Here is an 18,560-nt window from a genome sequence, read left to right as displayed (position 1 = left end):
GGCCATTTTGCCTTGTCATGAGAGGCGGCCGGGCAACGGCCTCGGCGGCGTCTGAATGAGCGGTTGACTGTTTATGCTGCGTCGGTGTCGATCACAGTGAAGATCATCGATGTGTCGGGCAATGGCCGGGTCGGTGCGACAACGCTGCTTGAGGGTGTTTCGAGCAGGATCACGCTTCGCGATCTTGTGCGGACACGTGTTCGGGAGGAAGTGGCGCGCTTCAACGCTGCTCCGCAGCCCGTGTTCACGGGTTTGGTGATGCCCGAGGGAGGATTGGCGACTGGTGAGGGGTTCCGGTTGCCGAAGCAGCGGCGGCTCGATTGGGAGCGGCAGGCTGATCGGGCGATCGAGGCATTCGAGCGCAACGGGTTCTTCGTGCTTGTCGACGACCGGCAGGTGACCGAACCTGAAGAGGAACTTGAGTTGACTGCGGACTCTGACATCCGTTTCGTCCGCCTTGTTCAGCTGGTCGGTGGCTGAGCGTGGCGCGGGCAAGCGATGGTGTGCCTGACCGGAGCGATGGTGGGGCCGCCACGATGGTCGCGGCTGCGCTGCACGCCCTTCACGGTCGGTCTTGGACGACCAAGCCGGACGCTCGGGCGCTGCCGCAGGTTCAAGCGATCCTGCAAGGCTCGGAAGCGCTTAGGCGGGAGTGCATTCTGAGCGTCTCTGACCGAGTAGATAGTTATAGCAGCGTCCAGCTGCTGTCGGTGATCGCGCGGAAGCGCGTGGAGCTGTCGGCGGAGCACATCGAGCGGCTGCTGACCCCGCGGCTTGTGCAGCTCGAGCTGCCCGAGTCGGGGTGGAGTAGCGAGTGCCTCCGCTTGATGAGCCGCCAAATCGAACACGCATACGCTGCGCTGCCCGGCGCGGAGAAGGAACGGCTGAAACCACTGCTTGGGCGTGCGGCCGAGGAGGTTGAAGACACAGCCACGGCGACCAGGCTGCGGAAGCTCGTAGGCCCTAGCGATGGGATCCGCGTCGACTTGATCGACGAGGGTGATGACATCGGCCCTGGGCTGCGAGCCGCGTTCGAGACGGCTGACGAATCGATCGGGGCGCGTGCGACGGCGCTTGATCTCCTTGCGGCGTTTCCCACCAGCGGCCGGCCTTCGAAGAAGTGGCTCGCCGAGGTTGCGCGCGTACGCGGCAAGTTGTCCTGGCCCGTGGCTCTGGTCAGTGCGCTCCTCGATGCAGCCCTCGACGCGGCCGAGACCAACACGGAGCACACCTACAACGATCGGCTCTACACCGTGACGCGATACGCTTCCGCAGGCAACGAGTCCTTCCTGTGTGGAGTTGTCACGATCGCAGGGCTTCTGGGTGACCCGGCGCTCTTGCCGCAGCTACGGCGACTTGCCGTCAAGAGTGTGACCGTGATCGGAGGTCAGTTCGGCAGTCCACGAAGCCTTCGACTCGCCAACGCATCAGCGCAGGCGATGGCCGATATCGGCGCCCCGTCGTCGATCACCGAGTTGCTCGCGCTCGAGCGTTCCGTTCGGCACGGGACGCTGCTGAAGCAAGTCCGTAAGGCCATCGACGCACTGGCTTCCGCGCAAGGGATGACACGCGAGCAACTTCTGGAACGCGCCGTCGAAACACATGACCTCGACAAGGATGGCGAACGCTGCGTATCGCTGTCGCGGGGATCCGCCGTGATCGTCGTGGACGGACGAACGGCATCACTTGTCTACATCGATGAGAACCAGACGCCACGGAAGTCGGTTCCGGCGGACGTGAAGCAGGCTGATGCCGAAACGCTTGCTGCGATCCGCGGTGACCTCAAGGCGATCCGCAAGACGATCGCAGGCGAGCGCCTGCGGCTGGACGGCCTGATGGCCCTCGACCGCCGCTGGCCGCTCGACGAGTGGCGCACTTGGTACCTGGACCATCCGATCACCGGCCGACTGACACGCACGCTGGTATGGGCCTTCAGCACACAGCAAGGACAGAGCGTCGTCGGAATCCCGCGCGATACCGCGACCGCGGTCACGAGTTCGGGTCGGCAGGTCGCGATTCCGCCTGATGCGGAGGTGCGGCTTTGGCACCCGATCCACGCGACCGCTGACGAGGTTCGCGCCTGGCGACGCTATCTGCTCGAGCAGCAGGTCGTTCAGCCGCTCAAGCAAGCATTCCGCGAGCTTTACGTGCTGACGCCTGCCGAAGAGCGGACCCGCGTGTACTCGAACCGCTTCGCCGGCCACATCTTCGGGCAGGTCCAGGCTCGCGCCCTGATGAAAGGGCGTGGGTGGACGCCGGTTGCAGTCGCGTGGTGGGACGACGGCATCGACCACGGCGTCGCACGGCGAACCTACGACACGGTCGGGATCCGTGCCGAGTTCTTCTTCGATCCGATCCTCGATCACCAACCGACCACCAGCGATCTCTACCCGTACTGCACGAGCGATCAGGTGCGGTTCGTCGACATCCAAGGCGATGACACGATCGAACTCGCCAATGTGCCACCACTCGTCCTCACCGAAGCGATACGTGACGTCGACTTGTTCGTCGGGGTGACATCAATCGGTGCCGATCCGGAGTGGCTCGACCGCGGTGCAGAGCGCCGCTTCGAGACGTACTGGCATACCTACAGCTTCGGCGAACTGTCCGCTGCAGGCGAGATCCGCCGCGAGGTCCTCGAACAACTCGTACCGCGTCTGGCCATCGCCGACCGGTGTGAACTCGAGGACCGATACCTCAGAGTGCGCGGCAACCTCCGCACGTACCGCATCCATTTAGGAAGCGGCAACATCCTCATGTCACCGAACGACCAGTACCTCTGCATTGTTGCCGCCCGCGACAGCCAGGCCAACAAGCTGTTCCTCCCCTTCGACGACGACCCCGTTCTCAGCCTGGTCCTCAGCAAGGCGTTCCTGCTCGCGAACGACACCGCGATCAAAGACACCACGATCACCGCTCAGATCAACCACCACTGACTCCCGGCGGCAGAACGACTCACAACCTCTGACCATCGAGCGACACGATGGTTCAACAGTGCACGCAACCGCCGCGGTGGGCGCCACGATAACGACAATCGGCGGCGCCCACTGCGGCTACTGAGCGGACGTACGACGGTCAACAGCGCCGGCACGTCACTGCGGAATCGGGACGTGCTCCAACCGCAATCGTCGATATCCTGGCCGGCATGGCCATCGCTCGCTTGCCCCTCATCGCTATCGACTGTCCCGATCCTGGTGCGCTCGCCAGGTTCTACGGCGCGATGCTGGATTGGAAGATCGACGTCTCCACCGACCGGGCTTCGGTTTGCCCTGAGGACGGCCAGTGCATCGCCTTCCACCGGGTGGCTGATTACACGCCGCCGACGTGGCCGACCCAGAAGCGGCCCAAGCAGATGCACCTCGACATGCTCGTTGACGACCTCGACGCAGCCGAGGCGGCAGTGATCGATCTCGGCGCAACCAAACATCCGGACCAGCCCGGTACGTCCTACAGGGTCTTCCTGGACCCTGCAGGTCACCCCTTCTGCCTTTGTCTGGAATGATCCAGAAGGGAGCCCTCGGCGTAGCGTTCGCACTCATCGGCTGCCCGCGCCTTCCTACCTGCGGCATGAGAGTCCGTCATCGAGGTGGCTGGTCTTGCTGCTCTTGCCACAAGAGCGTCCGCGCCTCCTTGGTGTTCAGCAGCTCCAGCCCACGTCGAGCCCAGTCGCGAAGTAGTTGATCCTGGCCGGTCAGGGCATTGGACAGCACCGGTAGTGCCGCAGGAGACCGAACTTCGCCTATGAGTTCGAGCAGCCAGCACTTCATCCCATGGTCCTGCTCCACGCCGTATGCGGCGATGAGGTCGTCGAGGCGTTCGGCTGCAACCTCTTGCACAAGTCCGAAGCCGTCCTCTTGCAACTGAGGGTCGTGCTTGCGCATGAGACTCATGCCACGCGCGAACGGCGGCAGATCCGGACGTTTGGTGTGCCAGCGCTGCCAGCCGTGCGGGTACGTTCGACTGGTGGACAAGTTGATCCGATGGCTGTTGCCGTTCTCGCACAGTTGGATCAGCCGAGACACGGCGCTGGAAGTCGCGAGCGGAGCCGCTCAGGAACGGGGACTCCCCTGGGACGGGCCCTTCGGTGCGTATCGCCACTACGGCGACTGGTCGGTTCGCTCCACCGTTAATAGCCGGGGCGGGAACGTGATGGTCCTCATCGACGGCGCATGTGGCGCGGTGAAGTGGATCTCCGGACCCACTCCCAGATAACGGATCCGGCGTGAGCGCGAACAGCGGCAGATCCGTGCATCGCTGTCACGCGAAAGACTGCTGCGCGAAGCTGATCCCGCCGCGTTCGGCCGAAGTGAGGATCTGCCGGGAAACGTGTTGCGGCGGCATTCGAAGATATTGGGTGTAGCCAGGGGCTCGGAGGCGGAGCTCGAAGTTCTGGCCCTCGATGTGCCACAGCGGCTCTGCGTTGCTGTGGCGGATCGAGCCGGTGGACATCGGAGATCTCCATGACCTCGTGGAGTGGCCCGAGTTGGCCAGTAATGTTCCAGGCCCGTTCGAACACGAGCGTTGCGGGTGCGATCCAGAAGGTGAAATGCCGGTTGCTTCGTTGAGGCTCCACCCACCGCACGATGTAGTCGAGGTCCAGCAGCAGCCTGGCGGGCGGAAGCGTGTCGTCTTCGTACTCCCCGATGCTGACGGCATGAACTCGGCAGTCGTGCCATCCCATGTCGGGGAAGTCGGCTTCCGTCCATGTGGCTTTGGACAGTCCTGAGGGATCGTGCGGCAAGGCGATCACCGGGTCAGTATCCAGGACGGGTGCACAGTCATCGGCTACCGCGCGGATCGCGGCATGTGCGTGCGTCTGGTCCGATGAGATGATCCCGTCCATGACTGAGACCGTGGGCCGGGAGCTCGTTGCCCGTCTCCACCGCGTGGCCGTCGAGTTCGTCCTATCCGAAGGGCTTCGCGTCGAAGATGCCGTCGTTCTCGCCGAGGATCTGGTCGCGGCCGGCTTCACCGGCTCAGCGACGGTCGAAGTGGCTTCGCTTGAGCGGGGAGTGATCCGAAGTGACGCTGAGCCCCAGATACGCGAACTGCTGGCGGAGTACGGGATCCGCGTGCCTGTGCCCACGGATGAGGATGACGAGTACCGACTGCTGCTGACCGCGTTCGGGTACTGGAACCTCGCCCTCCACTTCTTCGAGGGGCCTTTCTACGTCCGCATCCCGGCGTGGGAAGACCAGGGGCCGTTGGACCGCACGCTCGTGACCTTGCTCGACCGTCGAGACCACGAGACCAGCCCGGATGGTCGACTTTCAGTCGAGGACGAGATGCGTGCCGCCGTGAGGGCTCACGTTCCGGCGGTGTGATCAACGCACTCATCTAGGCGCGAGCGCATCGCGGCATGTGCGGACATCCGAACATGCGAATTCGCGAGGCCGGCCAGGTACGCAGCGCGGGTGAGGTGTTCTTGCGGGTGTCACCAGGGAGCGACGGTGATGCCACCCCAAGCCTCCGGCGCGACATCGCGCACGGTCTGGGTCAGCTCCCAGCGGTGACCGGCAAGGTCCTCCAGCATGCAGGAGCGCTCGCCGTACTCATGGCTCGTCGGTTCCTCAATCACTCGCGCCCCAGCCTCGCGGGCTCGAACGAAGGCGGCGTCCACGTCGGGCACGCGGATCTTGATCACATGTGTGACACTTCCCGCGCTGGGTGGGACCTGCTGGCCGTGGACGTCCGCGATGACGAGGGCACCGTCCTCGCCAACCCGCAGTTGAGCCCGGTGCGCCTCGCCGATGCGGACTCGCTCCTCGAAGCCGAACGCCGTTGCCAGCCAGGCAACCGCAGCGCGGACATCGGGGTAGACAAGCACTGGTGTCACGGTGGCCGGAGGCGCCGAGCGATTGGTCAACACAACCAGCAGCCTAGACGTAGCGGAGGACCCGAACGCGCTGTCATCGGCAGACCGCGCGGATCGCGCCAGATGAATGCGTTCCACGAGGAGGTGCCGAGAGGCCATCGACAATCCGGGTTCAGTCATCGCATCATGTCGGCGATGGCGATGCGTGCGGCCGACGGGCACCCCTTGGTGAACCCGTAAAAGGGGCCGAAATCGCGGGTCGACGCGAACCCTGTCAGGTAGAGCCCGGCCAGGGACGTCTCGAGGCCCTCGGTCAGGTCGGGGAACCCCTCAGTTATCGAGACCCGATCCACAACACCGCCCAAGTAAGGCACGCGAGCAAGGTCAGCCCGGTAGCCGGAAGCGAAAACCACATGATCGGCTGTCAGCGCCGCGCCATCGGAGAGAGTCAGCGTCACGTCGTGTTCGCCGACTGCCGTGTCGACCACCGCACACCCAGGATGACTGGTCACGACGGCGTCAGGGATCCGCGGCACAAGCCAGGGCTCCAAGGTGAGACGCCCGACCTGCCAGAACTCGGCAGCGATTGCTCGCTGCCGCTCGACCGAGAGTCCTCGCCACCATCCCCGGTGTGTCAGCGTCTGGTCCACGTACTGGTCGACGAAGCCCCAGCTCACCTTGGCGAACCTCGGCGTGCTGTGGCGATGCACCACGTCCACATGCTCGACGTCGTGGTCACACAGCAACGCCGCCCATTCGTAGGCGCTTTGCCGGCCGCCGATGATCACAACCCGGGCACCTGCGAACGAATCGAACGAGACCAGTTCACACGTGTGCGAGCGACGAGCCGGGGGGACATCGGCGTACCACTCCGGCAGGTTGAGGAAATAGCCGACGCCGGGTGCAGCGAGTACCTTGTCCGCGGTGATCTTCGCACCGTCGTCCATCGTTGCCACGAAGCCTGCGGTCGACGTGGTCAGGCCGGTCACGAGGCGCTCGTCGACGTCGAGCCACTTGCACTCGCGGAACCACTCCGTGTAGTCGAGGAAGACCGAGATCGGGATCGGGTCGAAGTCTTCGGGTCGCATTCCCCGATCCTCGAAGAATGCCTCGAACGTGTGCTCGCCGCTTCCGTCGAGATGCCAGTCGGAGCCTGAACGCAGGAACATGTCACCCGGCATCTGTCTCCGCCAGAAATCCATCGGGTGGCCGACGATCCTGGTCTCGATGCCGTTGTCACGGGCAAAGGCGGCCGCAGAGTAGGCATAAGGCCCCGCGCCGACGATCAGCAGATCCGTCCGGTCCGGCATCGTGTCTCCTGAAGGTGCGGCCAGAACGCGAGTTATCCACGGCCCCTCGACAGCGCACGGCGGGCCATCTGTGGGCCTGGCCTCGGATCCTTCGCCGGGTGGTGACGAAACGAGCGGGCGATGAGTCCAAGAATCCTCTCCATGATGCGCTCGCGCCAGGGGGTGCTCTCATGCCACCCACCCTGCTCGAGAGGTTGGCCGCGTCGCCGTTAACGTGCCACCGACGGCCACCGCGTCAGCACAGTTTCCCGCCACCATCCGCACATCGGCATGTGGGAGGTTCGTGCCCGGGCTGCCCGGGCTGCCCGGCCGCCCGGACCGCCGGGCACCTGTCGTGTCGTAGATCTGTTGTCTGACCGCAGGTCGGAGCGGAGTGTGCCCGGGACGGGATTCGAACCCGTATGCCTTTCGGCTGCGAGGTTTAAGTTCGACCAGCCTCTGTCCGGCGCGGTTCGTCACGGTCCGCACTGCGCTAGTCACCTGGTTGTTGTATCCCTGGGAACGTGCGCGGATCGGGGTGAACTGCAACTACCGGTGCAACTACGACCACGGGCTGACTACTTCAACCCCATGGGCGTCGGTCAGCTCGTCAGGAGTCGCTGGCGTCGCCCCGGATCAGCCCTGGTTCCCTCGGCCTGGCGCGAGTAACGTCACAACCGCCCGGCGCACAGAGCTCCATATCGCAAGAGGGGGCATGGAATGCTTCGTCGCCTGCTACTGATGGTCGGCCTGCTGATCGCGGGCCTGTTGTTCACTGGAGCGCCCGCGTTCGGCGGCGCGCCACCGGTCACCGAGACCACCACCCAGAAGAACCTCGTCGAGACCTTCGTCGATGTGATTCCCGATCCCATCTGCTCGGACGAAGGACCGCTCTACACCATCACCACCACCACCAACCTCGTCATGCACTCGACCATCTTCGCTGACGGCCGCGAGCACGACACCTTCACCCAGACCGGCACCTTCGTCGCGGTGCCGCTCGACGACCCGACTCTGCCGACCTACACCGGCAAGGTCACGATCTGGGGAGGCTTCAACGCCAACGGGGCGACCGTGAACGGCACGTTCACGTTCAACCTCCACGCCACCGGCTCGGACGGGTCAACGATCCGCACCAACCAAGTGAATCACTTCAACGTCCGGCCCGACGGCACGGTCAACGAGTTCTTCCACTGTCACTAGGCCTTCCGGGGGAACTCACCCCGCCAGCTCCCGCGCCGGGCGCTGGCAGTGGGCACGACGAAAAAGTACGACAGTTCTGGGAAGGAGGCAGTGTCATGCGCAAGATGCTGATCGCGGGCGTCGTGTCGACGATCGCCCTTATTGGGACAGCAGTGCCGGCGGCTGCGCAACCGCAGCAAAGGTCCCCCGAGGAGTGGGTCTGTGATGGCGAGAACACGCTGATCGTCACCGCGGGCCGCAACGGCTGGATCGATGACACCAAATACCACGCCGTGACGTTCTCCATTGAGGGCACCTTCACGCCGACTGGTGGAACACCCGAACCGTTCAGCGAGTCCAAGACCTGGGCCGGGGGCAAGGACGCCAACAGCCCAGACCTCATCACTTGCACCTCAGACGTCTCCGAAACCGACGAGACTGGGACCTTCGAAGCACACTTCGAGGTCACGGCAGTTCCGGTCGGCTGAGCTTAGAGGTCGCGCGGAACGGTCAGGATTGGCGGGCTTCTGAAAAAGCTTGGGGCGCATTGGTGGCCCGCGAAGTATCGAGTCCGACCCTCGACGCCATGGAAAGTGCTCCGGGATGCCGAAGCTTCAAGGCCATCCTCGGCATCCCGGAGCCGTCGTTCGTAGAGCCGCTTACTGAGGCCACTCCAGGTCCTCAACTGGCGAGCAACAATTGACGGTTACGTGTCAAGTGCGGCGCGGCTTGCCTTCGCCACCGACGAGAGGTCTTAGGGGGAGATATCGTCTACGAACGCGAGACCTTGCATGGTTACGTGAAGCCATTCGCGCGGGATCAGGTCGAACCCTCGGATAGGCCGAATCGCCTTCTGATACTGCACAGCAAGATCGGCGAGACTTTCAGAATCGCCAACCGTGAGGTGGAAGGCGTAGAAGCGCGTCCCGACCGCCAACCTGGGCGCCACCACCAGTGATTCCGAAGGTCGGTTGCATGGCGCCACATCCACTCAGGCTTCTCCGTCATCGGTCCTCCTAGATCTCGGACTGTGCGTTTGGCTGCTCGGCTTCGGCGGTGATCTCGTACTCGTCGATGAGCATCACGCGATCGGCCGGCCAAACCGACTCGGAGACTTCGAGGACATCACCGTCTGCACTGCGCGCGGTGTGGACGACATGGAGGACCGGTATGCCGGGTGCCAGGTTGAGGATGTCACTCTCCTCAGCCGTCGGCAGTCGAGACACCCATGCGTCGCGGGCCTGGGCGTAGAGCTTGCCGCTGAGGTCTTCGACGCAGAGAAACAGTGCCTTCGGAACGACAGTCGGCTCCTCGAGGTAGGTGCCTCCGGCGATCTCGACCGGGATGTAGCTGGCACCGACCTCTTCCGGACGACCGTCAGCTTTGTCGTAGAGGTTTCGGCGCCGTACTACGACCTCCGTACCCGGGGCAATGTTCATCGCCTCGGCGATGTGCTGCGGAACTGTTTGCCGACCGGCGAAGACGATCCGGTGTTCGAAGTCGGATGACAGGAGCTTCTTGTCGGCGCGGGCTCGTCCATATATCACAGAGCCGAATGCATTACTGCCTGCACGCGCCACGGTCGTCATTGTCCTGAGCGTATCGGCGGAGAATGGCAGTTTCGGGAACCGAAGGGCGGAAAGACCCGCTTCATCCCTATCCCGCCACCATTGATCCCGTTGCTCAAGCTCCAGAAGGCTAGCCAGGCGATCGAGCGTCTAGCGGCCGGGAGACCAGTGGGAGGACCGGGATCTCGTGTTTGCAGCGCCCGATGGCCGACCGATCAACCCGCGGAAGGACTGGCAGGAATGGAAGAACCTGCTCAAGGCGGCCGGCCTCCGCGACGCTCGCCCGCATGACGTCCGGCACACTGCGGCGACTCTGCTGCTCGAGCAGGGCGTTGACATCCGCGACGTCCAGGAGCTGCTCGGGCACGCTAACAGTCACCAAGCGGTACACCCACGTGACCAACAAGCTCGCGCGGGACGCTGCGGACCGCATCGGAAGGGCGCTGTGGACATGACGCCATTGGTGGTGACTGCAACTAGGTCTGCAACTGGATTCAGCTATCTGCGGTCCGCATCCAGGCTCCGGCCCGCGTTTGTGCAGGTCAGAGCGTTGTGCCCGGGACGGGATTCGAACCCGTATGCCTTTCGGCTGCGAGGTTTAAGCTCGCTGCGTCTGCCGTTCCGCCACCCGGGCAGGAACCAGAGGAGCACCCTACAAGCAGATGCTCCCTACAGACACAGGGTAAGGATGAGTTGGGTCGGCTAGGGGGTCGCCTCGCTGGTCCACACTTGGAAGGCGCCCGTACGCCGCTCGCGCCCCGGCGGCCCACCTACAGGTAGACCTTGCGCGGGTAGATCGCGTGGGCGCCTGCCACGCGGTCCAGGAAGAGCAACCCCGTGCAGTGGTCTATTTCATGTTGTACGGCTCGGGCTTCGAAGGCGTCGGTGGTGAGGGTTACCTCGTCCTCGGTTCCTGGGAGTACTCCGGTGACGGTCAGGCGGGTGGCTCGTTTGACGTCGCCGGTGAGGTCGGGGACGGACATGCAGCCTTCGCGGGCCTTTTCCCGGCGGGTGGCCTCGACTACGACGGCGTTGCAGAGGACGAAAACGCCGTGGCAGGTACGGGTCTTGGGGTGGCCCGTCACGTCCAGGGCGAACATCCGCGCAGCCATACCCACCTGAGGTGCAGCCAGACCGACGCAGCCGGGTGAGACGCGCATAGTGGCGACCAGGTCGGCGGCGAGGGTGACCATCATCGGGTCGAGGGGGTCGACCTCGGCGCCGTCGGTGGCGAGTACTGGGTGCGGGGCGTGGATCACCTCCAGGACGTCGCCGGTGATGCCTAGCTGGGCGGGGCTCCAGCTGGCCAGAGTTTGGTTGAGGTGGCCGAGAGTCACAGGTCGTCGCTCTCGGCCGGGCGCAGGGTGACGCCCACGCCGAGTTCCTCGGCCGTGATCTCGAGAGCCCGCTGCAGCATGCCGAGCGCGGCGCTGGGCGGGAGCTCGACCTCGGCCGTGAGGACGTACAGGGGACCGCTGAGCCGGGTGGTCAGGTCGGTGATGGTGCCGCCGACGGACGCGATCATTCGGGTGACCGCGGAGACGATGCCCGGGCGGTCGGCGCCGTGGACGCTGAGGATGTACGGCGGTCCGATCGGTGCGTGGGCGTGTTCCGGACCGATCTGGCGCACCGTGATGACGAGTTCCCCGCGGAGCGGCTCGACCGCCTCCTTCACCTCGGGCAGGGACCCCGAGCAGACGATCATCATCGCGAAGTGGCCGCGCAGGAGCGTCATGGTCGAGTCCTCGAGGTTGACCCCGGCCTGTGCGAGGGCCTCGGTGACGTCGGCGATGATGCCCGGGCGGTCCGGGCCGATGACGGTGACGGCGAGCTGACTCATGGGCGGAAACCTACCCGGACCAAAGTCTCGACTCCGCACGACTTCGGTATCCGGACGGGCCGTGCGAGCCCCGGAGGCGCCCTGAGCTGGCTAGATTCGACTTATGGCCGGTACCGACACCCGCAGCGCACGCCGTCCGAGGCGCAGCGCGCGCGACTGGGTCGTGGACACCCTGGCCTTCGTCTTCGCGGTGTTCTGCGGCCTCCTCCTGTACGACGACGGCAAGCAAGACCCGATCTCGCCGGACCTGCTCGCGCTCGACTTCTACGCCGGGATGGCACTGTGCCTCACGCTCTGGTTCCGCCGGCGCTGGCCGGTCCAGCTGGCGCTGGTCGCGGCGGTCATCTCGACCTTCTCCGACACCGCGGGCGTGGCCACGCTGCTGTTGATGCTGACGGTCGCCATCCACCGGCCCTGGCGGACGACCTGGATGGTCTTCGGCGTGAACGCGCTCTGCCTGCTCATCTATGTCCAGGTCCGCCAGAAGGACGACCCACTGGGGCTCACCATCGGCTTCGCGGTCGCGTTCTACCTGGCCACAGCCGGCTGGGGCTTCTACATCCGGTCCCGTCGCCAACTGGTCCAGACGCTCAGGGATCGTGCGGATCGGGCGGAGACAGTGGCGCGGTTGCAGGCGCAGCAGGCGCAGATGCGGGCTCGGGAGGAGATCGCTCGGGAGATGCATGACGTGCTCGGCCATCGGTTGTCGCTGCTCAGCGTGCACGCAGGTGCCCTGGCCTATCGCCCCGACGCGACCACCACGGAGGTCGCCGGAGCTGCAGAGATCATCCGGGCCAGCGCGCACCAGGCGTTGCAGGACCTCCGCGAGGTGATCGGAGTACTGCGCGCGCCCGTCGGCGAGCTGCCGCAGCCGACCTTCGCGGACCTCCCGGCGCTGGTCGAGGACTCCCGCCGCGCCGGGTTGCCCGTCGACCTGCACTTCGACGCCCCCAGCAGTCCGCCGGACCACGTCGGGCGTACGGCGTACCGGATCGTGCAGGAAGGGTTGACCAACGCACTCAAGCACGCGCCGGGCGAGCCGGTCCGGATCCGGGTGGTTGGTGCTCCTGGCAACGGGTTGAACGTGGAGGTCAAGAACCCGGCGGGCGGCTGGCGACCCGGGGAAGGGCAGGGTCTGATCGGTCTGCAGGAGCGGGCCCAGTTGGTCGACGGGCGCCTCGAGCACGGCAGGACCCCCGAGGGCGAGTTCCGGCTCGCCGCCTGGCTACCGTGGCCCGCATGACCATTCGGGTGTTGATCGTGGACGACGATCCGCTGCTGCGCGCCGGGCTGAAAATGATGCTCGGCGGCGCCGCGGACATCCGGGTGGTCGGCGAGGCGGGAGACGGCGGCGGCGTCCAGGGGTTGATCGACCGGCTCTCCCCCGACGTCGTGCTGATGGACATCCGGATGCCCGGCACCGACGGCCTGACCGCGACCGAGACCATCCGGTCCCGTCCAGGCGCGCCGGAGGTGGTCATCCTGACCACGTTCGACGCCGACGAGCATGTACTGCGCGCGCTCCGCGCGGGCGCGGCCGGGTTCGTCCTCAAGGACACCCCGCCGGCCGAGATCGTCGAGTCGGTACGCCGGGTCGCCGGCGGGCAGCCGGTGTTGTCGCCGACGGTGACGAAGCGGCTGATCACGCGGGTCGCGGCGTCCGGGCACGACCAGCGCAAGACGAAGGCGACCAGTCGGCTGGACGGGCTGAACGACCGGGAGCGCGAGATCGCCGTCGCGGTCGGCGAGGGCAAGTCGAACGCGGAGATCAGCGCGACGCTCTACCTGAGCGTGCCGACGGTGAAGACGCACGTGTCGCGGATCCTGACCAAGCTCGATCTGAACAACAGGGTGCAGATCGCGCTGCTGGTGCATGATGCCGGTCTCCTGGACGACAGCCGCTGATCACTCGGACGTCACCCCGCCCGACTAGCCGGAGTGAGTCCGTCCGCCCCCGGAAGGCTCCACTATGCGCTTGCTCGCCACAGGTCTCGCTCTAGCCCTGCTCGTCCCCGCCGCCCCGGCGTACGCCGTACAGACTCCACAGCAGGTCAAGGACCCCGCGGCGTACGTCGATCCGCTGATCGGGTCCGCCCGGGACGGGAACACCTGGCCGGGAGCAGTCCGCCCGTTCGGGATGATCTCGTGGAGCTCGACGAGCACCCGCGGCGACCAGACGAGCACCGGCGCGGCGAACGGCTACCAGTACGACACCACGCGGGTGCGGGGGTTCAGCCTCACCCACGTGAACGGCGCGGGGTGCAACCCGGGCGCGGCCGGCGACGTCCCGATCATGCCGTACGTCGGGGAGGTGGACTCGTCGCCGACGGCGGACACCACCGACGCGAAGTACGCGAGCAACTTCAGCCACGCGCAGGAAGTCGCGAAGCCTGGCCGGTACACGGTCACGCTGGTGAACGGGGTGAAGTCTGACTTCGCGGTCACCACCCGCGCGGGTGTCGGTGAGTTCGGGTTCCCCACCACCGGCCCGGCCAATCTCTCTTCCGCACGTCGAACTCGTTGAACGGAAGCGAGGACGCGGAGATCTCGATCGACCCGGCGACGCGGAAGGTGACCGGGTCCGTGCTGACCGGCGCGTTCTGCGGCCGCCGGGCGAACGGTGGAACGAACAACCGGAAGTCCTACTACCGGCTCTACTTCACCGCGTCGTTCGATCAGCCGGTGGTTGCCACCGGCACCTGGAAGGACAGTACCGTCAGCCCGGGCAGCACGACGACAACCGGCGGTGAAGGGTATGCGACCGGCGCGGATCGGCTGGGTCGCGGATCCGGCGGCTACGTGAGCTTCACGCCCGGCGCCAAGGTCCGGATGCGGATCGGCATCTCCTACGTGAGCCTGGCCGGCGCCGAGCAGAACCTCGCGGCCGAGGTCAAACGTCGCGCGACCGTCGACCGAATCGCCTCCGACGGTTACCAGGGGTGGAAGAAGGAACTGCAGAGCATCCGGATCTCCGGTGGAACGGACGCACAGCGAACCACCTTCTACACCGCGCTTCACCACTCGATGCTGCAGCCGAACATCCTCAACGACGTCGATGGGCGCTACCTAGGCAGCGACCAGCAGATTCACCGCCTGGCCAAGGGGCAGCGAGCGCAGTACGGGACGTTCTCGGGGTGGGATCAGTATCGGGCGCACATCCAGTTGCTGGCATTGCTGAAGCCGGAGATCTCGGGTGACTTCGCGCAGTCGATGTACCAGTTCGCCCAGCAGAACAAGGGGGTCTGGGACCGCTGGCTGCACAACAACGGCGCCACCCATGTGATGACGGGCGATCCGGCGGCGCCGACTCTCGCGACGTTTGCGGCGATGGGCGTGCGGAACTTCGATGCCCGGGGCGCCTATGCCTCTTTGGTGCACCAGGCAACGGTCCAGAATGCCGAGGCGGAGAACGCCGGCGGTTGCCCCGGACAATGCACCGGGCAACGACCTGCGCTCGACACATACCTGGCGAAGCAGTACGCGCCGCAAGATGCCTGCCACTGCTGGGGTGGTGCCGCCGAGACGCTGGAGAACTCTCTCGCCGACTTCTCTCTGGCGCAATGGGGCATGCGGCTCGGCCAGCCTTCTGGCGAGCTGGCAGAGCGTGGGACTTGGTGGAAGAACACGTTCGACCCGGCCGTGGGATACCAGCGGGCCCGGAAGGCGGACGGGACCTGGCAGCCCGGGTTCACCCCGTCGAGCGATGTCGGCTTCGCGCAGGGATCGAGCGCGACCTATACGTGGATGGTCCCGCAGGACGTCTCTGGTCTGGCGGCGGCGATGAACGGCAGCGCAGTAAAGCGGCTGGACGGGTTCTTCCACGACGACGCCGGGAACTGGGCGGTCAAGGGCGGGAGCGCGCTCAGGTATGACCCGACCAACGAGCCCGGACTGCACACTCCGTGGCTCTACAACGGACTGGGTGTGGCGTCGAAGACGCAGGCGACCACTCGGGAGATCGTCGACACCGTCTACGGCACCGGACCGTCAGGGCTGCCTGGGAACGACGATCTGGGGACGTTGTCGGCCTGGTATGTGTTCGCCGCGATCGGGCTGTTCCCGCAGACGCCGGGCCGGGCGGAACTGCTGGTCGGGAGTCCCCTGTTCCCGAAGGTCGAGCTGAACCGGAGCAACGGAGTACGGCTGACTGTCGAGGCTCCGGAGACGTCGGACGCCAACCAGTACGTGCAGTCGTTGACGCTGAACGGCAAACCGCGCACCGAGTCCTGGCTGCCGGAGTCGTTCATCACTCACGGCGGCCGGATCAGCGCGCGGATGGGAGCGGCACCCTCTAGCTGGGGAACCGCTCCACTAGACCACTAGTCGCCCAGGCCCCTAGGAGCCGGTGGCTCGGCGGAACTCCTCGTTCGGGGTCTGGAGACTGCCGAGGCTGATGACCTCGCGGCGGAAGAACAGCGCCAGCGTCCAGTCCAGGATGACCCGGGCCTTGCGGTTGAAGGTGGGGACTCGGGAGACGTGGTACGTCCGGTGCAGGAACCAGGCCGGCCAGCCCTTCACCTTCACGCCGTACAGCTGGGCGACGCCCTTGTGCAGGCCGAGGCTCGCCACCGAGCCGACGTACTTGTGCTTGTAATCCTGCGGCTGCTCCCCGTCGACCACCCGCAGGATGTTCGCCGCGAGGCGGCGCGCCTGGCGGACCGCGTGCTGGGCGTTCGGGGCGCAGTACGCGCCGGTCTCGGAGGTGAGGTCGGGCACGGCCGCGTTGTCACCGGCGGACCAGGCGTCCTCGACACCCTCGATCCGCAGGTTCGGCAGGCACTTGACCCGGCCCTTCTCGTCCAGCGGGAAGCCGGTGCTGGCCAGCGCCGGGTTCGCCTTCACGCCGGCGGTCCAGACGATCGTGTCGGAGTCGAACTCGTCGCCGTCGCTGAGGATCACGCGACCCTTCTCGCAGGACTCCAGCCGGGTCTCCAGCTTGATGTCCATGTTGCGCTTGCGGAGCTGCTCGACCGTGTACTGACCGAGCTCCGGGCCGACCTCGGGCAGAATCCGGTTGGTCGCCTCGACGAGCACCCAGCGCATGTCGTCGGGCTGGATGTTGTCGTAGTACCGGGTGGCGTAGCGGGCCATGTCCTCGAGCTCCGCGAACGCCTCGACACCGGCGTACCCACCGCCGACGAAGACGAAGGTCAGCGCCGACTTGCGCAGCGCCGGGTCCGGCTGGGACGACGCGACGTCCAGCCGGTCGAGCACCTTGTTGCGCAGGGCAATGGCTTCCTCGACGTTCTTGAACCCGGTTGCCTCCTCGGCCAATCCCGGGATCGGCAGGGTCCGGGCGATCGAGCCGAGCGCCACGACTACCTGGTCGTAGGCGAGCTCGTAGTCCGGTCCCTCCTCGGGCATCACCTTGGCGACCTTGTTGGCGTGGTCGATCCCCGTCACCCGTCCGGTGACCACGCGGCAGCCCTTGAGCGTCTTGCGCAGCGGCACCACCACGTGCCGCGGTTCGACCGAGCCGGCCGCCGCCTCGGGCAGGAACGGCTGGTACGTCATCACCGAGCGCGGGTCGACCACGGTGACCCGGATCTTGCCCCGGCGAGCGGCCTTGCGCAGGCCGTACGCGGTGTACATCCCGACGTAACCGCCCCCGACGACGAGGATGTGCGGTACCTGGGCTGCCATGCTCTTCACTCTCCCTGAGTGCCGTCTAAACTTCATGTCCACTTTAGGATAGCGGGCTCGTGAAAACTTTCACAATCCCTCTTCCGGGTGATCTCATCCACCGGGAAGCCCCTCCGGGAAGGGACCTCTTCGCTCCATCCTGCGGCCTATCCCCGCCCACACCTACAAGCCGGAACCACCGTCTCGCCACCCGATACACAACCGCAAGACCAGCACGAGAATCCACGTACATGGGCCAGGTGATCCCGCCCAACGGACAGCCAGTTCACCCGACGGAGTGCGCCGTCCCATCCGGGTAGAGCGCGCCGTTGTACCCATGGCATAGGCGGGGGTGATTCGCGGTCTCCGCTGCGTGATGGTGCTAGTCGTGCTGGTGTGCGTCAAGAGCGCTTCGCGTCCCTTCGGGATCGGAACAAGTTCCGACTCTTGACCCACCCCATCCCGACCAGGGAAGGACGCAGCTACTCGGATCCCGCGGAGAGGTCTGAGCCGGGTAGAGGTGGTGTTTTCGGGGGTGGCGTGTACCGAGTGACAGGCAGTACCGGGCGGATCGCGGAGATTCCAGGCGTGCGGTGCCCGCCGCGGTGGCGTGTGCGGCGACTACTTCCTGTCGGCCGGTACGCCAGCCGCCTCGAGGGCGGGTTTTCGCCCCGGTGGGCGGCAGATTTCGCCTGGGCGGCTAGTGGTTGTGCCGATGCGAAGGTGGCCCTGGCGGGTTGTTCGACCACTGCCGGGTTGTTCGACCACTGGCGGGTTTGTTGGCCGGTTGGGCGGCCTGGTCGGCGGCGTGTGGCTCATTTCGGGGGTCCGCTGGATGGTTGTTCGACCACTGGCGGCAAGTAAGGCGCCAGCGGCCGAACAACCCGTCAGCGGACGGCCGGTCGTCGGGCTGGGGGGCCGACGGGGTGCGGTCGCGACTTGGTGTGCGCGATCCCCGACCTAGTGCACCAGTTGAGTGCCCAGGCCGCCGGGATCTGCTCAGGTGGTGCACAAAGTGCCGGTTTTCGGGAGTCCCGCTGGCCCGGGCAGTGGAACACCCCGAACGTCCCGGCAAGGCAACTCTCCGAGCTCCCGGGCAAGGCAGCTCCCCGAACGTTTGGGCGGAGGAGCCTGCCGAACATCTGGGCGGACGAGCTCCCTGGGCCTTGTCGCCACACCCCTCAGCGGCTCCGGGATAGCTGCGTTCCTTCCCTGGTCGGGGTGGTGTGGGTCATCCCTGAAGG

16 protein-coding genes, 1 tRNA gene and 2 pseudogenes are annotated in these 18,560 nt (G+C 65.9%); 10 read left to right on the top strand and 9 right to left on the bottom strand.

Annotated elements, in window-relative coordinates; all coding sequences use genetic code 11:
* Positions 1–84: 84 nt before the first annotated feature.
* The 3 genes from ACFPJ1_RS33425 to ACFPJ1_RS33415 all read left to right on the top strand — a co-directional run bounded on the left by ACFPJ1_RS33425 (position 85) and on the right by ACFPJ1_RS33415 (position 3,502).
* Positions 85–480, top strand: coding sequence for a hypothetical protein (locus tag ACFPJ1_RS33425; protein WP_380110151.1), 396 nt, complete (start codon positions 85–87; stop codon positions 478–480).
* 56 nt (positions 481–536) lie between these two features.
* Positions 537–2,936 (top strand): DUF4132 domain-containing protein, encoded by a 2,400-nt coding sequence (locus ACFPJ1_RS33420; RefSeq protein ID WP_380110149.1) that lies wholly within the window; start codon positions 537–539, stop codon positions 2,934–2,936.
* A gap of 209 nt (positions 2,937–3,145) precedes the next feature.
* On the top strand, positions 3,146–3,502 hold the full coding sequence (locus ACFPJ1_RS33415; RefSeq protein WP_380110147.1) for a VOC family protein: 357 nt from the start codon (positions 3,146–3,148) through the stop codon (positions 3,500–3,502).
* A gap of 76 nt (positions 3,503–3,578) precedes the next feature.
* Here ACFPJ1_RS33415 and ACFPJ1_RS33410 read toward each other — a convergent pair whose 3' ends face one another.
* Both ACFPJ1_RS33410 and ACFPJ1_RS33405 read right to left on the bottom strand, forming a co-directional pair.
* Complete coding sequence (locus ACFPJ1_RS33410; RefSeq protein ID WP_380110146.1) at positions 3,579–4,022, bottom strand: HEAT repeat domain-containing protein; 444 nt, start codon at positions 4,020–4,022, stop codon at positions 3,579–3,581.
* 235 nt (positions 4,023–4,257) lie between these two features.
* Positions 4,258–4,449: a hypothetical protein gene (locus ACFPJ1_RS33405; RefSeq protein ID WP_380110143.1), complete on the bottom strand. Its 192-nt coding sequence runs from the start codon at positions 4,447–4,449 to the stop codon at positions 4,258–4,260.
* A 392-nt stretch (positions 4,450–4,841) separates the two neighbouring features.
* Between ACFPJ1_RS33405 and ACFPJ1_RS33400 the strand changes: the two genes are divergently transcribed.
* The gene (locus ACFPJ1_RS33400; protein ID WP_380110141.1) at positions 4,842–5,324 is read left to right on the top strand and encodes a hypothetical protein; all 483 of its coding nucleotides are present in this window, start codon (positions 4,842–4,844) and stop codon (positions 5,322–5,324) included.
* Positions 5,325–5,434: 110 nt separating this feature from the next.
* Here ACFPJ1_RS33400 and ACFPJ1_RS33395 read toward each other — a convergent pair whose 3' ends face one another.
* Both ACFPJ1_RS33395 and ACFPJ1_RS33390 read right to left on the bottom strand, forming a co-directional pair.
* Complete coding sequence (locus tag ACFPJ1_RS33395) at positions 5,435–5,869, bottom strand: VOC family protein (protein WP_380110139.1); 435 nt, start codon at positions 5,867–5,869, stop codon at positions 5,435–5,437.
* Between the two features lie 122 nt (positions 5,870–5,991).
* Positions 5,992–7,125 carry an FAD-dependent oxidoreductase gene (locus ACFPJ1_RS33390; RefSeq protein ID WP_380110137.1) on the bottom strand — a complete coding sequence of 378 codons (1,134 nt, stop codon included), beginning with the start codon at positions 7,123–7,125 and terminating at the stop codon, positions 5,992–5,994.
* A 699-nt stretch (positions 7,126–7,824) separates the two neighbouring features.
* Here ACFPJ1_RS33390 and ACFPJ1_RS33385 point away from each other — a divergent pair.
* Both ACFPJ1_RS33385 and ACFPJ1_RS33380 read left to right on the top strand, forming a co-directional pair.
* Positions 7,825–8,307, top strand: a complete 483-nt coding sequence (locus tag ACFPJ1_RS33385; RefSeq protein WP_380110135.1) for a hypothetical protein — start codon at positions 7,825–7,827, stop codon at positions 8,305–8,307.
* 95 nt (positions 8,308–8,402) lie between these two features.
* Entirely contained in the window at positions 8,403–8,774 is a 372-nt protein-coding gene (locus tag ACFPJ1_RS33380; protein ID WP_380110133.1) for a hypothetical protein, read from the top strand.
* A gap of 528 nt (positions 8,775–9,302) precedes the next feature.
* Here the strand turns inward: ACFPJ1_RS33380 and ACFPJ1_RS33375 are convergent.
* The gene (locus ACFPJ1_RS33375) at positions 9,303–9,875 is read right to left on the bottom strand and encodes a UTRA domain-containing protein (RefSeq protein ID WP_380110130.1); all 573 of its coding nucleotides are present in this window, start codon (positions 9,873–9,875) and stop codon (positions 9,303–9,305) included.
* 163 nt (positions 9,876–10,038) lie between these two features.
* On the opposite strand from ACFPJ1_RS33375, the pseudogene ACFPJ1_RS33370 reads away from it, so the two are divergent.
* Positions 10,039–10,224 (top strand): annotated as a pseudogene (locus tag ACFPJ1_RS33370) (tyrosine-type recombinase/integrase); the annotation flags it as partial.
* A 183-nt stretch (positions 10,225–10,407) separates the two neighbouring features.
* On the opposite strand, the gene ACFPJ1_RS33365 reads toward ACFPJ1_RS33370, so the two are convergent.
* From ACFPJ1_RS33365 to ACFPJ1_RS33355, 3 genes are all read right to left on the bottom strand, one after another.
* Positions 10,408–10,488 (bottom strand) — tRNA-Leu (locus ACFPJ1_RS33365).
* Positions 10,489–10,624: 136 nt separating this feature from the next.
* Positions 10,625–11,191 carry a peptide deformylase gene (locus tag ACFPJ1_RS33360; RefSeq protein WP_380110128.1) on the bottom strand — a complete coding sequence of 189 codons (567 nt, stop codon included), beginning with the start codon at positions 11,189–11,191 and terminating at the stop codon, positions 10,625–10,627.
* Complete coding sequence (locus ACFPJ1_RS33355) at positions 11,188–11,694, bottom strand: glycine cleavage system transcriptional repressor (protein ID WP_380110126.1); 507 nt, start codon at positions 11,692–11,694, stop codon at positions 11,188–11,190. The genes ACFPJ1_RS33360 and ACFPJ1_RS33355 overlap by 4 nt, the downstream gene beginning before the upstream one ends.
* Before the next feature lie 103 nt (positions 11,695–11,797).
* Here ACFPJ1_RS33355 and ACFPJ1_RS33350 point away from each other — a divergent pair, with 103 nt between their 5' ends.
* From ACFPJ1_RS33350 to ACFPJ1_RS33340, 3 genes and pseudogenes are all read left to right on the top strand, one after another.
* The gene (locus tag ACFPJ1_RS33350; RefSeq protein WP_380110123.1) at positions 11,798–12,937 is read left to right on the top strand and encodes a sensor histidine kinase; all 1,140 of its coding nucleotides are present in this window, start codon (positions 11,798–11,800) and stop codon (positions 12,935–12,937) included.
* Positions 12,934–13,599: a response regulator gene (locus ACFPJ1_RS33345; protein ID WP_380110121.1), complete on the top strand. Its 666-nt coding sequence runs from the start codon at positions 12,934–12,936 to the stop codon at positions 13,597–13,599. Before ACFPJ1_RS33350 ends, ACFPJ1_RS33345 begins: the two co-directional genes overlap by 4 nt.
* 64 nt (positions 13,600–13,663) lie before the next feature.
* Positions 13,664–16,017, top strand: a pseudogene (locus ACFPJ1_RS33340) (GH92 family glycosyl hydrolase).
* A 12-nt stretch (positions 16,018–16,029) separates the two neighbouring features.
* Here the strand turns inward: ACFPJ1_RS33340 and ACFPJ1_RS33335 are convergent.
* On the bottom strand, positions 16,030–17,337 hold the full coding sequence (locus ACFPJ1_RS33335; protein WP_380110119.1) for an NAD(P)/FAD-dependent oxidoreductase: 1,308 nt from the start codon (positions 17,335–17,337) through the stop codon (positions 16,030–16,032).
* Between the last annotated feature and the right edge of the window lie 1,223 nt (positions 17,338–18,560).

The organism is Kribbella qitaiheensis, from assembly GCF_042657745.1.
Lineage (GTDB): Bacteria > Actinomycetota > Actinomycetes > Propionibacteriales > Kribbellaceae > Kribbella > Kribbella qitaiheensis.
Note: the sequence above shows the minus strand (reverse complement) of the source record. Positions and strands in the feature narration are given on the sequence as shown.